The organism is Phormidesmis priestleyi BC1401, assembly GCF_001650195.1.
GTDB lineage: Bacteria > Cyanobacteriota > Cyanobacteriia > Leptolyngbyales > Leptolyngbyaceae > Phormidesmis_A > Phormidesmis_A priestleyi_B.
In genome coordinates, this window is the sequence record NZ_LXYR01000001.1 from 87,877 (window position 1) to 104,934 (window position 17,058).

A 17,058-nucleotide genomic window follows, 5' to 3' on the forward strand; every position below is an offset into this window, starting at 1 on the left:
GGGTGAGCCAACACGGTATAGTCACGACAGAGGCGTTTGCCTCGATCCCCAATCGGGTAATCGTCTAGGAGAAGGTTATGGTCAGAAGGCAGCCCCCCGCTAATTCCCGCAAGACAACTCCCCGCAAAAAGCCCCAAGCTCCTGCTGTAGAGGGGAAACTGTTGCCCGAAGATGCTAGGAGCGTTGAAGCAACCGATTTAGAGAAAGATGAATGGGCAGAGACTGTTGAAGTCGAGGTGGTCGCCGAATCTAAACCCGACGCTGCGCCCAAAGAAGACCCTGCCGTTTCAGCCTTAGAAGCCAGTGTGACAGCGCTCAAAGAGTCGTTGGATCAGTCCAGTCAGAAAGAGCAGCATTTGCAGAAAAGTGTTGAAGAGCTACGATCGCAGCTTGATGAACAAACTTCACTGGTTCAAAAACTGCAAGTCAGCCTAGAGAAGGCAACTAAAATTCAGTCTGAGCTAGATAAGACCCAAAAAGAAGCGCTGAAATTAGCCGAGTCTAATCAAGCCTTAATTGACGAAAACAAAACCCTTAAACAGGCACAGCAAACCCTAAAAGCAGAACTCGAAACCAAGGCAAAATCGGCACAGCTCACGGTGCAACCTGCCCCAGCAAAACCTGCGGCTGAGAGTCGAGAAGATAGTTTTCGCAGACAGCAGGCGGCGACGCTGGCTCATCCGGTTTTCCCGAACGGACCGATGTCAAATGGCTTCTCAGATCAAGATATTGGCTGGTTTGACTAAATCGAGTCAATTGTCACCTGTCAGTTGCACAATAAAAGCAGTGACAAAAAGCAACGACGAACGACAAACGACAGATGATGAGAACCTTAGCGATCGACATTGGTGGAAGCGGCATTAAGACCCTGGTGCTAGACGAATCGGGGCAGCCTCAAACAGAGCGCAACCGCGTCGAGACTCCTCAACCCGCTAACCCTGATTTGGTGATTAACGCGATCGTGTCTCTTGCCAACCAGCAGGGAGAGTTCGATCGAGCTTCGGCGGGGTTTCCAGGCGTAGTCCGTGCGGGCGTTACCGAAACCGCCGTGAATCTTGACCCTACTTGGATTGGGTTCGATTTTGCAAAAGCTTTGAGCGATCGCTTAGGCAAACCTGTCCGAGTGGTCAATGATGCCGATATGCAGGGAATGGGCGCGATTTCGGGGCAAGGGGTTGAACTGGTGATCACGATCGGTACTGGCTTTGGATCTGCTTTGTTTCTCAATGGCAAACTGGTATCCAACTTAGAAATGGGACATCACGAATTTCGCAACGAAGAAACCTATGAACAGCAGTTAGGACGAGCCGCTTTAGATCGCGTCGGACAGAAAAAATGGAATCGCCGCTTAGAGAAAGCGATCTCGTCTCTCAAAAATCTATTCAACTACGATCGTCTCTACATTGGCGGCGGCAACACCAACAAAGTCACGATCGAGTTGCCACCCAACGTCAAAATTGTCCCCAACGTATCCGGTCTATTGGGCGGAATCGTGCTGTGGCGAGATTAACCCGGAGAGACGTTCTACCAGAACGTCTCTCTTCCCGACGATCGCACCCAAACAACCATCAAAACCGATCGCGATCGTGCCCCTCATCAAAATCAATCAACGGACCTTTCGGCACAATCTGATTAGGATTAATCTGCGTCTGACTCATGTAATAGTGTCGCTTGATATGATCTAAATTACAGGTTTCTCTAATCGCTGGATGTTGATATAAATCTTTGAGATAGTTCCAAAGATTAGGATAATCAGCAATGCGTTTGAGATTGCATTTGAAATGACCGTGATAGACCGAATCGAATCGCACCAGCGTTGTAAACAGACAGATATCGGCTTCGGTTAAGCGATCGCCACACAGATATCGCTGCATTCCTAAAACGGTTTCCCAGCGATCGAGATTCTCAAACAGTTCTGTCACGGCTGTTTCATACGCTGCTTGAGACGTTGCGAATCCAGACCGATAGACTCCGTTGTTAATCGGCATATAGATTGCGTCAATCGTCTGATCAATCGTTTCGCGTAAGTTTTGAGGATATAAATCGATATCGGACTTTGCGATCGTGCCAAACTCCAGATCGAACATCCGAATAATTTCACGAGATTCGTTGTTGACGATCGTCTGTTTTTCTTTGTCCCACAGCACAGGCACCGTAATACGTCCAGTGTATTTTGGGTCAGCTTTGAGATAAATCTCCTGCAAATAGTGAGCGTGATTCACCGAATCAGGAATTGCCCCCGGTTCTTCAGAAAACATCCAGCCTTTGTCACTCAAAACGGCATCGACGATCGACAGCCCGATCGCGTCATCCAGCCCCTTCAGTTGGCGCATAATCAAAGTCCGGTGCGCCCAAGGACACGCCAGCGAGATATAGAGGTGATAGCGTCCGGCTTCCGCTTTAAAGCCACTTGATCCATCGGCGGTGACGCGATCGCGAAAATGAGTCGGCATTCGATTAAATTGCCCTTTTTCGTCGCGCTCTGTCCAATCGGTCGTCCATTTGCCTTCGACCATCATTCCTAGTGCCATTGCAGTCTCCTGAAGTAGGTTTGAATTTTGAGTTTTGAGTGTAGGCGTTTCTGAGTTAAACCTCATCACTCAAACCTCATAGTTTCGCTGACATCGTTAAGCAAGGTCGAACAGCAGCACTTCAGCGTCTTCTTCGCCTGTCAAATCAAGCACGTCTTCTTGGCTGACGGCTGCTGCATCGCCTTGGTTTAGACGTTGACCGTTTAGCACGATCGAGCCACGAGCAACCTGAACCCAAACGTGGCGATCGCCGTTCACCGCAAGATTCACCTGCTCACCATTTCCTAAGATCGTGGCGTAGAGATTGAGATCTTGATGAACCGTGACTGAGCCATCGCGACCATCGTAAGACGCAATCAGGCGAAGCTTTCCGCGTTTTTCTGATTCTAAATAGGCTTTTTGCTCATATCCAGGCTCTAGGTTTTTTGTGTCGGGCAAAATCCAGATTTGCAGCAGATGAACGGGGTCTCGATCGGAGTGGTTAGACTCGCTGTGGGTGACTCCGGTTCCAGCGGTCATGCGCTGCACGTCTCCCGGACGCATCACGGCACTGTTGCCCATGCTGTCACGATGTTCTAGCGCACCGTCTAGCACATAAGTAATAATCTCCATGTCGCGGTGAGGATGTTTGCCAAAGCCTTGTTTAGCGGCTACCCAGTCTTCGTTAATCACCCGCAGGTCACGAAAACCCATGAACGTCGGGTCGTAATAGTCGGCGAAAGAGAAGGTGTGATAAGAGTCTAGCCAACCGTGATTGGCGTGTCCCCGATCGTTTGCCTTACGAATCGTGATCATCATTGCCTCCTAAAAATTCACGGTGCGATTTGTTTGAACTTTGAATGTTTGAATTCGTACTTTCTAGAACTAAGATAACACATCGATTGTTTAGACGCAAACAATCTTCAGCCATTGTCAGATCCCCGATTTCTTCAGAGATACCGGGGAGTTCTGCTCTAGCCCATTCGTTCTGTTGAAGGGATAAAAACCGGAGTCGATCGAGCAAACCGTGTCCAGCGATCGCCCGCGCTCAAATAGCCAATCTCAGCGATATACGTGCGATCGCTTGCCGAGATTGGCACATTGCAGCTCAAAGCCAGCTCGTTGCAGTCAAACTGCTCAAAGCGATCGGGGGTTTGGGTAGCCAGGTCAAGCCCGGTGACATCATAGAGCCTTACCACGAGATGCTCTCCTCCTTGACGCGGGACATCGGCTCTCAGCGATCGCGGCACAGTCCATCGCAGGGTCGCCCATTCAGCGCTGCGCGGCAGAATGCTAATTTGCCCCTCAGTCTCGACCGGGAGACAGTCTAACTCACTGACCGGAGCCGCTGGTTCCCCATTCAGAGACGGGGCTGATTGACTGCGATTTCCTGATAAAAATGACCACGCGGCGGCACCTGCTCCTCCTGCGATCGCCGCACCTGTCGCCAGTGGTGAGCCTGCTGTCGTGGCTGCCTCGCTCGTGGGATTAGCGGCGCTTTCTAAAAAGTTTGGCGATCCCAGGTTTTGATCTGTCTCAGCGTCAAGACCTGTCGTATCTCGATCGTGGTCTAAATAGGCTCCTGCTCCATCTAAAGGAGAATCAAACTGCGATCGAGTTCCTGCTAAATCCTGATCAGATTGATGAGGATCAAACCCTCCAGGGAAATCGTCTTCATATCCCGGAGGTGGATTGTAAGCTTGAGGAGACGGACGCAATCTCCCTTTGCTCAACATCCAAACAAGCGCAGCCAGCGAACCGATGGGCAGCAGCCACCACCAAGAAAACCCTCTTTCAGGCGCAGCCTCAGCCGTTGCCCCCGAAGAAGGCGCGAGGGCGGTTTGATTGTTGAGATTCTCACCCGTTTGACTGGATGGAGCATTGAGCGAAGCCGCCTTGCTTCCGGGAAGGCTTTTTGTAGCTTTTCCTCCAGCGTTAACAGAACCATTCGCCGTCGTATTAACAGACGGGTTTACCTTCCCATTCGTCGCTTTTGAGGTTTGCACCGCTTTTGCAGCAGTTGTGAGGGCGATCGCTTCAACGCCAGAGGCTTTAATCGCGTCCTGTCCTGCTTTTGCAGTCGCATAGCCCAAAAATGCCTGAACCGCAGGAGTCGGTGCCCCTTTATAAACGTAAGATAACGGCTGCGAAAAGGGGTATTTAGGATTGGTCGGAGCCGTTCCCTGCATGGAGACGGCTTTCACCCCAGCCTGACCGCGCACCTGATTGGCTGGAAGATAACTAATGCCATCCGTTCCCAATTTTTGGATCACCGCCGCCGCGCTTTCATCGTTGAGCTTGACGGCAGTGGCACCTGTTTCAAACGGGGCATCTTTAAACGCTGGATATTTCTGAAACGCCTGACGCGTATCGTTGACGGCAGGACGATCGACGACCCGAATTGCGCCTGCGGTTCCTCCAACCTGTGACCAGTTCTTGATTTCACCTCGAAATATTTTGGCGAACTGGTTGATATCTAAACTTTTTGATAATGGATTTTTTGCGCCCACGACGATCGCGATTTTGTCTCGTCCAACAGGCACGGCGATGAATCCCTCTGCTGTTTCTTGAGCCGTGAGCGGACGACCGATCGCCGCCAAATCTGCCTTTCCATTGAGCAAAGCTTGCAGACCCGCCGAAGTGCCGCTCGTCTCGACGCTGACCTGAGTGCCGGGATATTGCTGCTCAAAGCGCTGCTTTAAGGACTTGCTGAGGGTTGCCATGCTAGTTGAGCCATCAATCCGAATTGCCGTTCCTTGGGGCACCGAATTGGGAAGCGCAAAGTTAACCGACTGCGCCGACACTGAATTGAAAGAGGCGGTTAAAGGCTGAGACACTGCACCTATGAGGAGAACGAGGCTACCGACTGAAGATTTTTTTATCGTCATTGTGTTTACACCCACCAGAATGTAGGTTTTTTAACGCTGCAATCCTAAAAACAAGATTGGTTTTCTAGCCTTTTAGGAATCAGCCCAGCGAGCCGAACAGAATCAACTTATGATAAATTTGCGATTCTGACTAGAGACATAAGAGTTTATTAATGCGAAGTCACGATCGGGCTGCGATCAAAGGACTCGCCAAGAAACTATGAGAAGATTGAGTGCTTCTCTCGGCATCCTCTTCTAGAATCGCGCCTGTGACTCAACCTACGACCAAACTGCCGACTCCGCTCGTTAAAGATGCATTTAAAGAGCAAGTGCGAACTTATTTTGAGCAGATTGCACCCGATCTCGATCGCTGGAGTCGTCGCAATAAATACTACTACCAGGATCTCGATCGTCTCCATCAATTTTTAATTCCCCCTGGCAGTCGCGTGTTAGAAGTCGGCTGCGGCACGGGCAATCTGCTGGCGGCGTTAAATCCCGCTGTCGGAGTCGGCATTGATTTCTCTCAACCAGCGATCGCGATTGCCCAATCAAACTATCCTCATCTACAGTTCTATTGCCTGGATGCTGAAACGCTGGCTTCAAAGGAGTTTGGTGATGAGATCCCCTTTGATTTCATTGTGCTGTCGGGCGTGTTGGGTCATTTGGGAGACATCCAGCAGGTTTTGCAGCAGCTACAGGTTTTTTGTCACCCGCGAACGCGGCTAATTCTGACGTTTCACAATTTTTTGTGGCAACCCCTTCTACACTTGGCAAATCGCCTGGGTCAGCGCCGTCCGCAGCCGCCTCAAAGCTGGCTCTCAATGACCGACGTTCAGAATTTGCTGAAGATTACAGGGTACTTGCCCGTACGATCGGGGCGGCGGTTCCTTCTGCCTAAGCCGATTCCCGGACTGGCGTTTTTGCTCAACCGCATCGTTGCCCACCTGCCCGGAATCAATCACTTCTGTCTCACAAATTACATCGTCGCTAGACCCGATCGTCCTGCAAATGTGAATGCTTCTACCTGCTCGGTAATTATTCCCGCTCGTAACGAAGCAGGCAATATTCAAGGTGCGATCGAGCGCTTACCCTCGCTCGGCAGACACACTGAAGTGATTTTTGTCGAAGGGCATTCTCACGATCACACCTGGGCAGAGATTCAGCGAGTCGTGCATCAAGGACACGATCGCTTCACGCTTAAAGCCTTCCAGCAGTCAGGGAAGGGAAAAGCCGATGCCGTGCGATTGGGGTTTGAACACGCAACGGGCGATATTTTGATGATTCTAGATGCAGATTTGACCGTTCAGCCCGAAGATCTGCCCCACTTTTTTGAGGTGATCGCCTCTGGTCGCGGAGAATTTGCCAATGGCTCTCGGTTGGTTTATCCCCGATCGGGTCAAGCAATGCCCTGGCTAAATAATTGGGCAAATAAATTCTTTAGTCTGGCGTTTTCGTTTCTGTTGGGGCAACCGCTCAAAGATACGCTGTGCGGCACCAAGGTTTTGCGGCGTGAAGACTACGAAAAAATCGCTACCGGACGCAGCTATTTGGGGGACTTCGACCCTTTCGGAGATTTCGATCTCCTGTTTGGGGCTACCAAGTTGAGTTTGCACATGGTCGATGTGCCTGTGCGCTATCAGCCTCGCACTTACGGAACCTCGAATATCGCTCATGTGCGTGAGGGCTTAATTTTGCTGCAAATGTGTCTGTATGCGTCTCGCAAAATCAAGTTTTTTTAAGGGTTTGATTGGAGAAGCGATCGACTCACTGATCGCGAGACGGTTGCAGCAACGGCGTAAATTCTTCTGGAGACAACTCTAGGAGCAGTTCAATTTTGAGTGAAGAGGGCTTCGCGATTGGAGTCTGATGTTCTTCATACTGTGCGATCGCTCCCTCAAAAAGCTCGATCGTTCTCTCAAAAACCTCGATCGCTGATTGAGGTAGTGCCCATTGTTGAGGTTTAGTGAGCGATCATGTCCGATCGGGAGATTCGGGTCGTGTTGGTTTGTCCGATGACCCGCCCCGGAATAGAATTCGGGGCTAGCCTTGCGAAGTCCATTGAAATGGACTAGGGAGAGGTGGGAGTGAAGATGGCATCGGGTTCTAAGCGAGGGAAGGTCATGCCTTGGGCGTGGTGACGTTTTTGGGTTTGGGCGTAGGTGATCGCCAAGTCGAGGTTTTTGGGGCTGATGGAGAAGACCCCATACTCTTGTTGCCATTTGAACTTGGCAGAAGGACTGGGATGGTTGGCGTTGAGATAGCGAGAACTGCTGCCTTTGATGAGTCTGATGTATTCAGACAGGGCAAGACTGGGAGGACTGGACACAATCACATGAATATGATCGGCAATGCCTCCGATCGCGTGGAGTGAGCCGCCTAATTCAGTTGTTTTGTGATCGATGAATTGATAAAGCGGGGCTTCTCGAATGGGGGTAATTAAGGGTTGTCGCTCATGGGTTGCCCAAACGAAATGATAGTAGAGGTTCCAAAGCGGCATGATGCAATCTGAAGTAGAAAATCTTCTGTTTAGAATGACCCAAATGGCATCAGATGCATCGACGGTGCGATCGAGACCCTACCCGTTCCGATTAATCACTCCAGTTCTCTCAGTCCCCTTTAGTGGACTTCGCAAGGCTAGCCCGGAATTCCATTCACGGGCGGGATGCAATCGCAGCCAGCAACCTCGATCGACCCCACGTTCTCGATCGTGCCGATCAAATCCTAAATTGCCGTTGCCCCATGTGCGATCGTTGGTGCAAAAAGCTCGATCGTTCGTGCAAAAAACTCGATCGTTGCTCCAAGAGGGCGTTTGAGAAGTATGGAAAGCCTCTTCACTATCGTTGCTAATCCGCCCCGGACTGAAGTCGGGGCTAGCCTTGCGAAGTCCGTTGAAACGGACTGAAGACGCGGGACTGACTGGCTTTTAGTCCCTTTAGTGGACTTCGCAAGGCTAGCCCGGAATTCCATTCACGGGCGGGATGGAATCGCAGCCAGCAACCTCGATCGACCCCACATTCTCGATCGTGCCGTTTAAATCCTAAATTGCCGTTGCCCCAGGTGCGATCGCTTCCCCAAAAAGCTCGATCGTTCCTGTAAAAACCTCGATCGTCCGTGCAAAAACCTCGATCGTTCCTATAAAAACCCTGACTGTTCGTGCAAAAACCTCGATCGTTGCTCCAAATTGCCCGATCGCTCCCCCAAAAAGCTCGATCGTTCCTATAAAAACCATGACTGTTCGTGCAAAAAGCTCGATCGTCCCCATAAATTGCTCGATCGTTGGACGATTGACCCCGATCGCTCATCCTTCATCCTGCGTTTTACCCATCACTTGCCGCAAATATTCCAAACTCTGCCGCATCATCACTGTATCGGGATGCTGATGTCCCAAAAGTCGCTGATATCGTTCTAACGCTTGCACCAACAATGGCTCTGCGTCTGTCAATCGCCCTTGATTGGCGTACAGCACTGCCAAATTGTTGAGGCTCATTGCCACAGAAGGATGGCTCTCTCCTAGGAGCGATCGCCGTAATTGCAAGGCTTGGAGATAGAGCGGTTCTGCCGCCTCGTAGCGTCCTTGAGCGCGATAGAGTGCTGCCAAATTGTTGAGGCTGGTTGCCACAAAGGGATGGCTCTCTCCTAAGAGTGATCGCTGTAATTGCAAGGCTTGGAGATAGAGCGGTTCTGCCTCCTCATAGCGTCCTTGAGCGCGATAGAGTTCTGCCAAATTGTTGAGGCTGGTTGCCACATCGGGATGGCTCTCTCCCAAGAGCGATCGCTGTAATTGCAAGGCTTGGAGATAGAGCGGTTCTGCCTCCTCGTAGCGTCCTTGAACGTGATAGAGTCCTGCCAAATTGTTGAGGCTGCTCACCACACCGGGATGGCTCTCTCCTAAGAGCGATCGCACCACTGCCAAACAATTCCTATACCAAGGTTCTGCCTCAGCATAAAATCCCTGACCTTGATAAAATCGACCAATTCCAACAAACGCCCAAAATAGATCATCGTCGTCTTGAATAAAAAGATCTGCTCTGCTTCCAAGCTTTGATAAGTCTTCTGCTACTTCTTGCAGGTGAGGAATCGCCAAAGTGACCGATTTAATCACTTCCAGCGTCGGGTCTTGAGGAATTTGTTTCGCCACTTTAATCAGCACCGTCGCCAGTGCGGTTTTTAGCGGCTTACGTTCCAACTCACCAATTTTCGTTCTAAAAAACTCCCGCAGCAATTGATGCAGTTGATAGATCCCTTCGCGCTCATAACTCAGCAAACTCAGATTCACCAACTGTTCATCGCGCAAATCGTCTAACGCTTCCTCATCTGCTTCTGGCAAACACCCTTGCACCAACCCCCAAGGAATCTCAGCCAACGCAAACAGACTCAAAAGCGCCGCCAATTGCTGTGCATCCTCATTCAATTCCTGCCAACTCAACTCAAACGCCGCCGTGACACCCAACGATGCCGTCATGCTTGTCTCGGTTTTTAGCAATGCCTGCGCCGCTAACCTTTTCTCTTGCAACCGTTCCCACAGTTTCGCGATCGACGTTCCCTTCTTGCGCGCCAAATACCGCCCCACTAGCTCCAATCCCAACGGCAAATAGCCCAACCAGTCACAAACCCGTTTAGCAGTCGCTAAGTCCTGATCCACTCGTCCATCTGATACCAGCGATCGCAACAAATCCAGCGATGCCGCTTCACTCAGCACCTTGATTTCATGGGTTTTGACCGGAGACCCAAAGCGCGATCGCGTCGTCAGCAAAACTTTAAAGCGCGATTCAGAACGCGGCAACAGCGATCGGATATCGTCATAGGTCTGCACATCATCCAAGATCAATAATGTCGCTCCATCCTGCCAATGTCGCCAACACCACTGCACCCGATCAACTAATTCGCCCTCATCTGGCGGTTTGAGATCGAGGTGCGATCGGGCAAATGCAATAATCTGCAATCCCACATCCTCGCGTGCCTTCAGCCAGCAGACTCCCCCCGGATACGTCTCCGCTTTTGCATGAAAATCAGCATAGTGCCACGCTAATTCAGTCTTGCCAATGCCACCCATCCCCGCAATTGCAGAAATCGCCACCGTCGTTCCCGCTTGCAATTGCTTGTGCAACGTTTCGAGATCGTCATCTCGCCCAACGAACTTGCTAACTCCGCTATAAGGCAGATTCTGTGGGGTGCTTTTTTTTATCGGTGCCCCTCCCGACGGCTCTAGTCAAGGTTTCTCACCGTGATAATGCGTTCCTCCCACAAATCCGGTTCCGCCTTCTATCTTGGTTTGATATCCTGTGCTGGAATCATAATTATTTTGCGTCATTGAGCTATTGTCTTGAATCTTGCCTGCATTAATTTGCTGCGCCGTCAATCGAATATCATCAGCAAACTGCGGATCGTCATCCATCGCCACCTGAATATAAGCGACCAGCCGATCGAGTTCTGCCTTTGATCCCTGTTCGATTGAAGTTAATGCTGCTTCTGCCGTAGGTTTCCCCCGCATTTTGTCCCAAATCTTCTGTCGGAGCGCGTCCATTTGCAAGATCGCCCCCTCCGTAAACTTTTTGGCAAGCTCACCTGCCCCCGATTCGATAAATTTTCTAAAAGCAAGGTCAGCGATCGCGGCAGCCGTCAACGTGGTTACAGGTTCCATCGAGAAAACTCCGGGTAGGGGATATCTCTCTTATACCTAAGAAATCTAATCTCTTCCGCAAACCGTCATCATTCCGACAAAAAACGACACGCCTCTCAGATTAAGTGCGATCGTTGCGCTCTATCAAGGGTCTGTTCTCATTCAGGCTGCTTCAGTTGTTTGGCTCAATTAATGACACGCTAGTGACGCGATCGACTCACTGATCGCGAGACGGTTGCAGCAACGGCGTAACTTCTTCTGGAGACAACTCTAGGAGCAGTTCAATCTTGAGTGAAGAGGGTTTTGCGATTGAAGTCCGATGTTCTTCATACCGCGCGATCGTTCTATTAAACCGAGATAGTCAGTCTCAGAAAGCAACTGAACTAAAGTCCTAGCTTCTGGGCTTGACTCGTCTGCGACAAGGGGGTTTACTAGCCGGAAATAAAACGCGCAGAGTTGCAAACGCAGTTAACACAACGCAGCCGATGATCAGCGCCATCAACGGAAAAGGAAACATGACAGGTTCCGCAAAGTTCACTTTCTTCACTGTAGTGATCTGATCTGACACCTCTGTGACTGCCTTGTCACGAAGCGGTGAATCGTGGCGCGATCGGCAGCGAAAATCGAAATAGACTCCCCTCGCCCAGTTCACTTTCAGCCAAAATAACGCCTTTCTGCAATTCGACCAGGCGACGAGAGATTGCCAGCCCGATGCCCGTGCCCCCAGAATGACGATCGCGCGATCGATCCGATCGCCAAAATCGCTCAAACACATGGGGCAAATCATCCGCCGAAATGCCCTGTCCGGTATCTTTAACGGCAATCCACAGCTTATCTGATTCCTGCCACGCTTGCAGCGTCACCGTGCCTTGAGGTGTATATTGCAGCGCATTGCCAATCAGATTGACCAAGATTTGCTCGACTCGTTCGGGGTCTGCGATCGCGGGTGACAAATCCACAGAGCAATCAAGGCTGAGAGTCGTTGCGCTTTCTAGAAGTTGATCTGAGAATCGCTGTACCAGAGACGCTAACAGAGGACGGATATTGAGCGGTTTTGCATTGATGGGGAGATAGCCCGCTTCTGCCTGAGATAATTCTTGCAGGTCGTTGACCAGTCGGCGCAGTCGAGTTGTTTCTTTAGCCAGCCGTTGATAAATATCAGACGAAGCCTCGATCGTGCCGTCTGCCAACCCTTCAAGATAGCCCTCAACAACGGTGAGCGGAGTTCTCAACTCGTGGCTCAAGTCACTGACCAGATCACGACGACGCTGCTCAACGCCCTCTAGCTCTTTTGCCATGTGGTTAAAACTTTCAGCCAACCGATTTAACTCAGGAATCTCATTGGGAGGGACTCGTTCTTCTAGATGCCCCGATGCAAACTTGCGCGTAATTCGCTCTAGCTGAATCAACGGTTGCACAATGCGTTGAGACACCAAATAACTTAAAGCTCCTGCGGTGCTGCCGCCGACGATCACCGACCAAAACGCGCCGCGACTCCAGGCTGACTCAAACCCTTCGAGCAGTTGACGACGAAAATATCGAACGTTGACTCCCCCGATCTGAATCTTTTCGATGTGGGTGATAAATAGCTGCGGAGAGTAAAGTTTGCCCACGGTTAATAGGGTGCTTAAGCCCACCAACATGACGATCGTGTGAGACAAAAAGAGCCGTCCCCGTAAGCCGAGTTTACTCATGAATGACTGGCATCCTCAAATTTATAGCCGACTCCAATCACCGTTTTAACAAAGGTAGGATTGGCGGGATCAAGTTCAACTTTTTTGCGAAGACGGGCGACGTGCGTATCGACGACTCGCTCATCGCCAAAGAAGTTGTCGCCCCAAAGTTTATCGATCAACTGAGTTCGGTTCCAGACGCGACCGGGGTAGCTCATAAAGGTCGCCAGCAGGTCAAACTCCAGGGTCGTCAAATCGAGCGGTTCTGACTTGTCGGGGCTGAGGTGACGAGTTGCCGATCGCTGGTCGAGGTCGATCGAGAAGCTGTGAGTTCGATAAATCTGGCTTTGTCCGCCTTGTCGCAGAGTTCTTCTCAATAACGCTCTGACTCGCGCAACTAATTCTTTAGGGCTAAAGGGTTTGACCATGTAGTCATCGGCTCCGGTTGAGAGACCAATGATCCGATCGAGTTCTTCCCCTTTCGCTGTCAGCATCAAAATATAGGGATCTTTGGTGCCGGGTTTTTGCCGAATGCGGGCGCAAACCTCCAACCCATCTAGTTTAGGAATCATCAAATCGAGAATAATTAGATCGGGTTTTTGCTCTTGAAAGATCTGTAAAGCCGTTAACCCATCGCGGCAAGTGCGACAAGAGAAGCCTTCTTTTTCTAAATAAAGCTGAATCAGTTGAGCGATTTCGGCTTCATCTTCAACGATCAAGATATCCATGCGGTGCGAGGGGTGAAGGAACAAATCGAGCAGTCATCTCTATTCACGTTACGCCGTTTTCCTAGCTCTGTCAGGCTCTTTCACGAGTTAAGCGCCTGAGTTTGTTCTAAGTTTGAAAATAAGGTTGTCAAACCTGACAACTTAACGCTATATTAGATGAGTTGGAAGCAACGCGGGGTAGAGCAGTCTGGTAGCTCGTCGGGCTCATAACCCGAAGGTCCATGGTTCAAATCCATGCCCCGCCACCAAATCAAAAAGCCTTCAGTTCAAAAGACTGGAGGCTTTTTGCATGAGGATTATCTTTTAGAAATCACCGATCGGGCTTCGGCTTCGCTCATCTCTCAACGCTTAATCAGACTACTCAACGAGTGGGTTGAGCAGAGTCGAAACCAAGGACAATGGCAGCAGGGAGTTCTATCTCTGCGGCAACTTCCCAATCCCTCTTTTATCACTCGGATTCAGGCTCTATCGTGGATGACGCGATCGTGACTTCACCCATTTCTCGATTCTGAATCTCATTTCCCTGATCGAGAGACACCGCCTCTAAGCTAGATCGTCTTAGTTTCTCGCTCAACACGTCTCGTTGATTGATTAAATAGATGCTCACTAGCGTCAAACCTACCCCAAACCACTGAAGCGGACTCAGCACCTCTGATAAAAAGAGGTTGCCAAACAGAAGGGCAAACACAGGGGTCAGAAACGTCAGAGAACTCAGACTCGTCAGGCTGCCGCTAGAGGCGAAGTAGAAGAACAATCCGTAAGCGATCGCGCTGCCAAAAATCGTCGAGTAAGCCAGAGCCATCCAGTTAGAGGTCGTCAAATTTACCCACTGAGCAGACTCTAATTGATGAGACAGCGCAAATAAGGGTAAGCCACCCAAAATCATGTGCCATCCCGTCGCGGTTACAGGGTCGGCATAACGACAAACATAGCGGATGATGACCGTCCCGATCGCCATTGACAGCGCGGCTAGTAGCATTAGCCACTGTCCGTTGTCGAATAAACCCAGAAAGAAGTCGGTGAATGCTCCATCGGTGGGAAACGTCCACGGCTGATTAGCGATTGCAGGCGATACCCAACTTCCTGCCGACCAGATCCATTCTTCCGGCAGTCCCAACAGCGTGATCCCCAACACTCCGACCGCTAGACCGAGCCAGCCCCACAGCCCGATCGTCTCCCCAAATAGCCACAGGGCGAGTAGGGCAACCGCCAAAGGTTGAGAATCGATCATCACAGACCCCAGACCTGCCCCCGTTCTCATCAAGCCCTGAGCTAAAAATCCTTGAAAGAGTGCCCCATCAATCAAGCCAAACAGCGCAATCCACAGCCAAGCCGCCCACCCTTTAGGCTGAGGTCTTCCCATAAATGCACCCGCAATCAGCACCAGCACACCTGCCGGAACTAACCGCACACCCGCCATAAAAAACGGTGTTGTGTTGGGAATCACGCCTTTCATGGCAACCATTGCCGTTCCCCACAAAAAGAAAGGGGCGACGAGTAAGAGAGGGGCAAATGGTAATCGAGACTCGGTGAGCTTGAGATGCATGGGGGATTGATGGCTAAAGTCTTGGCTAGTTCTATTCAATTATGTACTTATGTTACGTGACCGCTGCCCCGATCGGACGGTTTTCTGATCCCCAGGTTTCCACTTTCCATGCGTTCCATGAGGCACACTAGAAGTTCAAGTCGTTTTCATTTACCGTCGGTCTAATGCCCATGATTTCGCTTTTTAAGTCCCGGTTTCGCAAACAAATTGCTCGGATTGAGATCAAAGGGGCGATTGCAGGTGCAACGCGCGATCGTGTCCTCAAAGACCTCAAATCGGTTGAAGAAAGACGCTTTCCCGTCCTACTGCTGCGAATCGATAGCCCCGGTGGAACCGTTGCTGACTCGCACGAGATTTACTGTGCGCTCAAACGACTTCGAGAAAAAGTCAAAATCGTCGCCAGTTTTGGCAACATCTCAGCGTCGGGCGGCGTTTATATCGGCGTGGGCGCTGAACACATCGTCGCCAACCCTGGCACGATCACAGGCAGCATTGGCGTGATTTTGCGAGGCAACAACCTAGAGCGCCTGCTAGAGAAAGTCGGTGTGTCCTTTAAAGTGATTAAATCGGGACCTTATAAAGATATTTTGGCGTTCGATCGTGAACTCACCGACCCCGAAAAAGACATTCTGCAAGAACTGATTGATGTCAGCTATTCTCAATTTGTGGGAGTGGTCGCAGAAGGGCGAAATCTGACAACCGATGCAGTGAGAAGCTTTGCCGATGGTCGCGTCTTTACGGGGCAGCAGGCTTTAGCGTTGGGATTGGTCGATCGTCTGGGCACCGAAGAAGATGCCCGTCGCTGGGCAGCCGAACTTGTTGGACTCGATCCCAAAAAAACCAAATCCTTCACCTTTGAGGAGAAAAAACCTCTCTTTAGCCGTCTCACATCAAGCAACAGTCTTGCCCAAGCCATTTACACCGTTCCCGGACTCGCGGCAGGTGCCGATTGGCTAGAGTTTGAGCTGTCTACCAGTGGGCTTCCCCTATGGTTATATCGTCCCTAATTAAGATTATTGTCGGGCTGTGCAGAATGGTTTCAGCATCCCGATGCCTATTCTCAGTAGGCACAACTCTGAGGAATCTAGATCGGCAGGTTTACCAACCCGCTCTAAAACTTTCTTTATCATTGATCCCTTATCCCTTCACACTCTCTTGATAAGCTAGTGATTAAGGCAAGAGCGACTACAATCGAGCTAGCAAAACCTGGAGGGATAAATCTGTGCAGTGGAGAGTTCGAGCGGTTCGTGGGGCAACAACAGTCTCGGCAAACAGCGCCGAGGCAATTCGAGAAGCGGTCACTGAGTTACTAAATGAACTGGAAGCTCATAATCGACTTGATTTTGACGAGATCATCAGTGCTACATTTTCCGCAACTCGTGATTTAGATGCCATCTATCCAGCCGCGATCGCTCGTGAGCGTCCTCACTGGTCAGATGTGCCGCTGCTAGATGTGCAGCAGATGTATGTAGAAGGCAGTCTAGAGCGCTGCATTCGTTTCCTAATCCATTTCAACACGCCTGACCCAGAAATCAGAATTTATCATCCTTACTTGCGCCATGCAAAAAGCCTTCGACCCGATTGGACTTTGGCTCAACTTACGGCTTCACCCATGAGAATCAGATCTCGTGATTAACGAATTAATTGAAGATCAAAAAAGGGGTTCACTACTACCGTGAACCCCCTTTTAATTCAGTTTTAGGAGATTAGGCTTCAGTTTTAAGGTCAACGGTTCGCTCTGCAAAATACTTGTTGAGGAAGGTGCTTGCAAACGACAAAATCACAGGTCCGAGGATAAATGCCAAAGTCCCATGAACGCCAAACCCAGGAGTGATCGCCGCCGCTAGTGAAAAGCAAATGCCGTTCACGACGAGAGAAAATAAGCCCAATGTTAAAAAGTTAACAGGCAGGGTGAGCAACGACAGGATTGGCTTTACGAAGGCATTAACTAACCCGATCGCGACTCCAGCAATCAAAGCCGCTGGAAAAGACGCAATATTCACGCCAGGTAGCACGATATCGACGACTAGCAGGCTCAACGCAGTTGACAAGACTACAAACAAATATCCCAACATTATTTTTCCCTCAAGCTTCATTAATAATCAGTTTTTCTA

General features: G+C 50.3%; 18 protein-coding genes and 1 tRNA gene. 8 read left to right on the top strand and 11 right to left on the bottom strand.

Translation table 11 applies throughout. The annotated features are described in order from the left end of the window. Window positions 1-77: 77 nt before the first annotated feature. Together A8707_RS00460 and A8707_RS00465 are read left to right on the top strand one after the other, a co-directional pair. Window positions 78-746 carry a hypothetical protein gene (locus A8707_RS00460; RefSeq protein ID WP_068814310.1) on the top strand — a complete coding sequence of 223 codons (669 nt, stop codon included), beginning with the start codon at window positions 78-80 and terminating at the stop codon, window positions 744-746. Between the two features lie 74 nt (window positions 747-820). Next, window positions 821-1,510 (top strand): ROK family protein, encoded by a 690-nt coding sequence (locus A8707_RS00465; RefSeq protein ID WP_068814311.1) that lies wholly within the window; start codon window positions 821-823, stop codon window positions 1,508-1,510. A 58-nt stretch (window positions 1,511-1,568) separates the two neighbouring features. Here A8707_RS00465 and A8707_RS00470 read toward each other — a convergent pair whose 3' ends face one another. The 3 genes from A8707_RS00470 to A8707_RS00480 form a co-directional block, all read right to left on the bottom strand. After that, a complete protein-coding gene (locus tag A8707_RS00470) occupies window positions 1,569-2,597 on the bottom strand; it encodes a glutathione S-transferase family protein (RefSeq protein ID WP_331711657.1) in 1,029 nt (342 codons plus the stop codon). A 30-nt stretch (window positions 2,598-2,627) separates the two neighbouring features. Further along, a complete protein-coding gene (locus A8707_RS00475; RefSeq protein ID WP_068814477.1) occupies window positions 2,628-3,326 on the bottom strand; it encodes a pirin family protein in 699 nt (232 codons plus the stop codon). 158 nt (window positions 3,327-3,484) lie between these two features. Further along, window positions 3,485-5,347, bottom strand: coding sequence for a substrate-binding domain-containing protein (locus tag A8707_RS00480; protein ID WP_068814313.1), 1,863 nt, complete (start codon window positions 5,345-5,347; stop codon window positions 3,485-3,487). Between the two features lie 299 nt (window positions 5,348-5,646). Here A8707_RS00480 and A8707_RS00485 point away from each other — a divergent pair, with 299 nt between their 5' ends. Then, window positions 5,647-7,116, top strand: coding sequence for a glycosyltransferase (locus tag A8707_RS00485; RefSeq protein WP_231947877.1), 1,470 nt, complete (start codon window positions 5,647-5,649; stop codon window positions 7,114-7,116). Window positions 7,117-7,445: 329 nt separating this feature from the next. Here A8707_RS00485 and tnpA read toward each other — a convergent pair whose 3' ends face one another. Next, complete coding sequence (tnpA, locus tag A8707_RS00490; protein WP_068814314.1) at window positions 7,446-7,874, bottom strand: IS200/IS605 family transposase; 429 nt, start codon at window positions 7,872-7,874, stop codon at window positions 7,446-7,448. Between tnpA and A8707_RS00495 the strand changes: the two genes are divergently transcribed. Further along, a complete protein-coding gene (locus A8707_RS00495; RefSeq protein WP_068814315.1) occupies window positions 7,873-8,190 on the top strand; it encodes a hypothetical protein in 318 nt (105 codons plus the stop codon). The genes tnpA and A8707_RS00495 overlap by 2 nt on opposite strands. A gap of 224 nt (window positions 8,191-8,414) precedes the next feature. Here A8707_RS00495 and A8707_RS00500 read toward each other — a convergent pair whose 3' ends face one another. The 5 genes from A8707_RS00500 to A8707_RS00520 all read right to left on the bottom strand — a co-directional run bounded on the left by A8707_RS00500 (window position 8,415) and on the right by A8707_RS00520 (window position 13,398). Then, window positions 8,415-8,606, bottom strand: a complete 192-nt coding sequence (locus tag A8707_RS00500) for a hypothetical protein (protein ID WP_156518299.1) — start codon at window positions 8,604-8,606, stop codon at window positions 8,415-8,417. A gap of 69 nt (window positions 8,607-8,675) precedes the next feature. Beyond that, window positions 8,676-10,562 carry a tetratricopeptide repeat protein gene (locus A8707_RS00505; protein ID WP_082906163.1) on the bottom strand — a complete coding sequence of 629 codons (1,887 nt, stop codon included), beginning with the start codon at window positions 10,560-10,562 and terminating at the stop codon, window positions 8,676-8,678. A 24-nt stretch (window positions 10,563-10,586) separates the two neighbouring features. Further along, window positions 10,587-11,018, bottom strand: coding sequence for a hypothetical protein (locus A8707_RS00510; protein WP_068814318.1), 432 nt, complete (start codon window positions 11,016-11,018; stop codon window positions 10,587-10,589). A 563-nt stretch (window positions 11,019-11,581) separates the two neighbouring features. Beyond that, a complete protein-coding gene (locus A8707_RS00515; RefSeq protein ID WP_068814319.1) occupies window positions 11,582-12,691 on the bottom strand; it encodes a sensor histidine kinase in 1,110 nt (369 codons plus the stop codon). After that, on the bottom strand, window positions 12,688-13,398 hold the full coding sequence (locus A8707_RS00520; protein ID WP_068814320.1) for a response regulator transcription factor: 711 nt from the start codon (window positions 13,396-13,398) through the stop codon (window positions 12,688-12,690). Before A8707_RS00520 ends, A8707_RS00515 begins: the two co-directional genes overlap by 4 nt. A 171-nt stretch (window positions 13,399-13,569) precedes the next feature. On the opposite strand from A8707_RS00520, the gene A8707_RS00525 reads away from it, so the two are divergent. Both A8707_RS00525 and A8707_RS26620 read left to right on the top strand, forming a co-directional pair. Next, window positions 13,570-13,646 (top strand) — tRNA-Met (locus tag A8707_RS00525). Further along, window positions 13,633-13,887: a hypothetical protein gene (locus A8707_RS26620; protein ID WP_074382443.1), complete on the top strand. Its 255-nt coding sequence runs from the start codon at window positions 13,633-13,635 to the stop codon at window positions 13,885-13,887. Before A8707_RS00525 ends, A8707_RS26620 begins: the two co-directional genes overlap by 14 nt. Here the strand turns inward: A8707_RS26620 and A8707_RS00530 are convergent. Beyond that, window positions 13,847-14,944, bottom strand: a complete 1,098-nt coding sequence (locus A8707_RS00530; RefSeq protein ID WP_068814321.1) for a DMT family transporter — start codon at window positions 14,942-14,944, stop codon at window positions 13,847-13,849. The two genes, A8707_RS26620 and A8707_RS00530, sit on opposite strands and share 41 nt — an antisense overlap. Before the next feature lie 164 nt (window positions 14,945-15,108). Here A8707_RS00530 and sppA point away from each other — a divergent pair, with 164 nt between their 5' ends. Together sppA and aroH are read left to right on the top strand one after the other, a co-directional pair. Beyond that, on the top strand, window positions 15,109-15,951 hold the full coding sequence (gene sppA / locus A8707_RS00535) for a signal peptide peptidase SppA (RefSeq protein WP_462686382.1): 843 nt from the start codon (window positions 15,109-15,111) through the stop codon (window positions 15,949-15,951). Between the two features lie 215 nt (window positions 15,952-16,166). Continuing rightward, window positions 16,167-16,580 (top strand): chorismate mutase, encoded by a 414-nt coding sequence (gene aroH / locus A8707_RS00540; RefSeq protein WP_068814322.1) that lies wholly within the window; start codon window positions 16,167-16,169, stop codon window positions 16,578-16,580. Window positions 16,581-16,650: 70 nt separating this feature from the next. Here the strand turns inward: aroH and A8707_RS00545 are convergent, their stop codons facing one another. Further along, window positions 16,651-17,019 (bottom strand): phage holin family protein, encoded by a 369-nt coding sequence (locus A8707_RS00545; protein ID WP_068814323.1) that lies wholly within the window; start codon window positions 17,017-17,019, stop codon window positions 16,651-16,653. Window positions 17,020-17,058: the final 39 nt, after the last annotated feature.

Coding starts and splice junctions, on each gene's coding strand:
- A8707_RS00460 (WP_068814310.1), top strand. CDS start 78: ATGGTCAGAAGGCAGCCCCCCGCTAATTCCCGCAAGACAACTCCCCGC.
- A8707_RS00465 (WP_068814311.1), top strand. CDS start 821: ATGATGAGAACCTTAGCGATCGACATTGGTGGAAGCGGCATTAAGACC.
- A8707_RS00470 (WP_331711657.1), bottom strand. CDS start 2,597: ATGAGGTTTAACTCAGAAACGCCTACACTCAAAACTCAAAATTCAAAC.
- A8707_RS00475 (WP_068814477.1), bottom strand. CDS start 3,326: ATGATCACGATTCGTAAGGCAAACGATCGGGGACACGCCAATCACGGT.
- A8707_RS00495 (WP_068814315.1), top strand. CDS start 7,873: ATGATGCAATCTGAAGTAGAAAATCTTCTGTTTAGAATGACCCAAATG.
- tnpA (WP_068814314.1), bottom strand. CDS start 7,874: ATGCCGCTTTGGAACCTCTACTATCATTTCGTTTGGGCAACCCATGAG.
- A8707_RS00500 (WP_156518299.1), bottom strand. CDS start 8,606: ATGGTTTTTATAGGAACGATCGAGCTTTTTGGGGGAGCGATCGGGCAA.
- A8707_RS00510 (WP_068814318.1), bottom strand. CDS start 11,018: ATGGAACCTGTAACCACGTTGACGGCTGCCGCGATCGCTGACCTTGCT.
- A8707_RS00515 (WP_068814319.1), bottom strand. CDS start 12,691: ATGAGTAAACTCGGCTTACGGGGACGGCTCTTTTTGTCTCACACGATC.
- A8707_RS00520 (WP_068814320.1), bottom strand. CDS start 13,398: ATGGATATCTTGATCGTTGAAGATGAAGCCGAAATCGCTCAACTGATT.
- A8707_RS26620 (WP_074382443.1), top strand. CDS start 13,633: ATGCCCCGCCACCAAATCAAAAAGCCTTCAGTTCAAAAGACTGGAGGC.
- A8707_RS00530 (WP_068814321.1), bottom strand. CDS start 14,944: ATGCATCTCAAGCTCACCGAGTCTCGATTACCATTTGCCCCTCTCTTA.
- sppA (WP_462686382.1), top strand. CDS start 15,109: ATGCCCATGATTTCGCTTTTTAAGTCCCGGTTTCGCAAACAAATTGCT.
- A8707_RS00545 (WP_068814323.1), bottom strand. CDS start 17,019: ATGTTGGGATATTTGTTTGTAGTCTTGTCAACTGCGTTGAGCCTGCTA.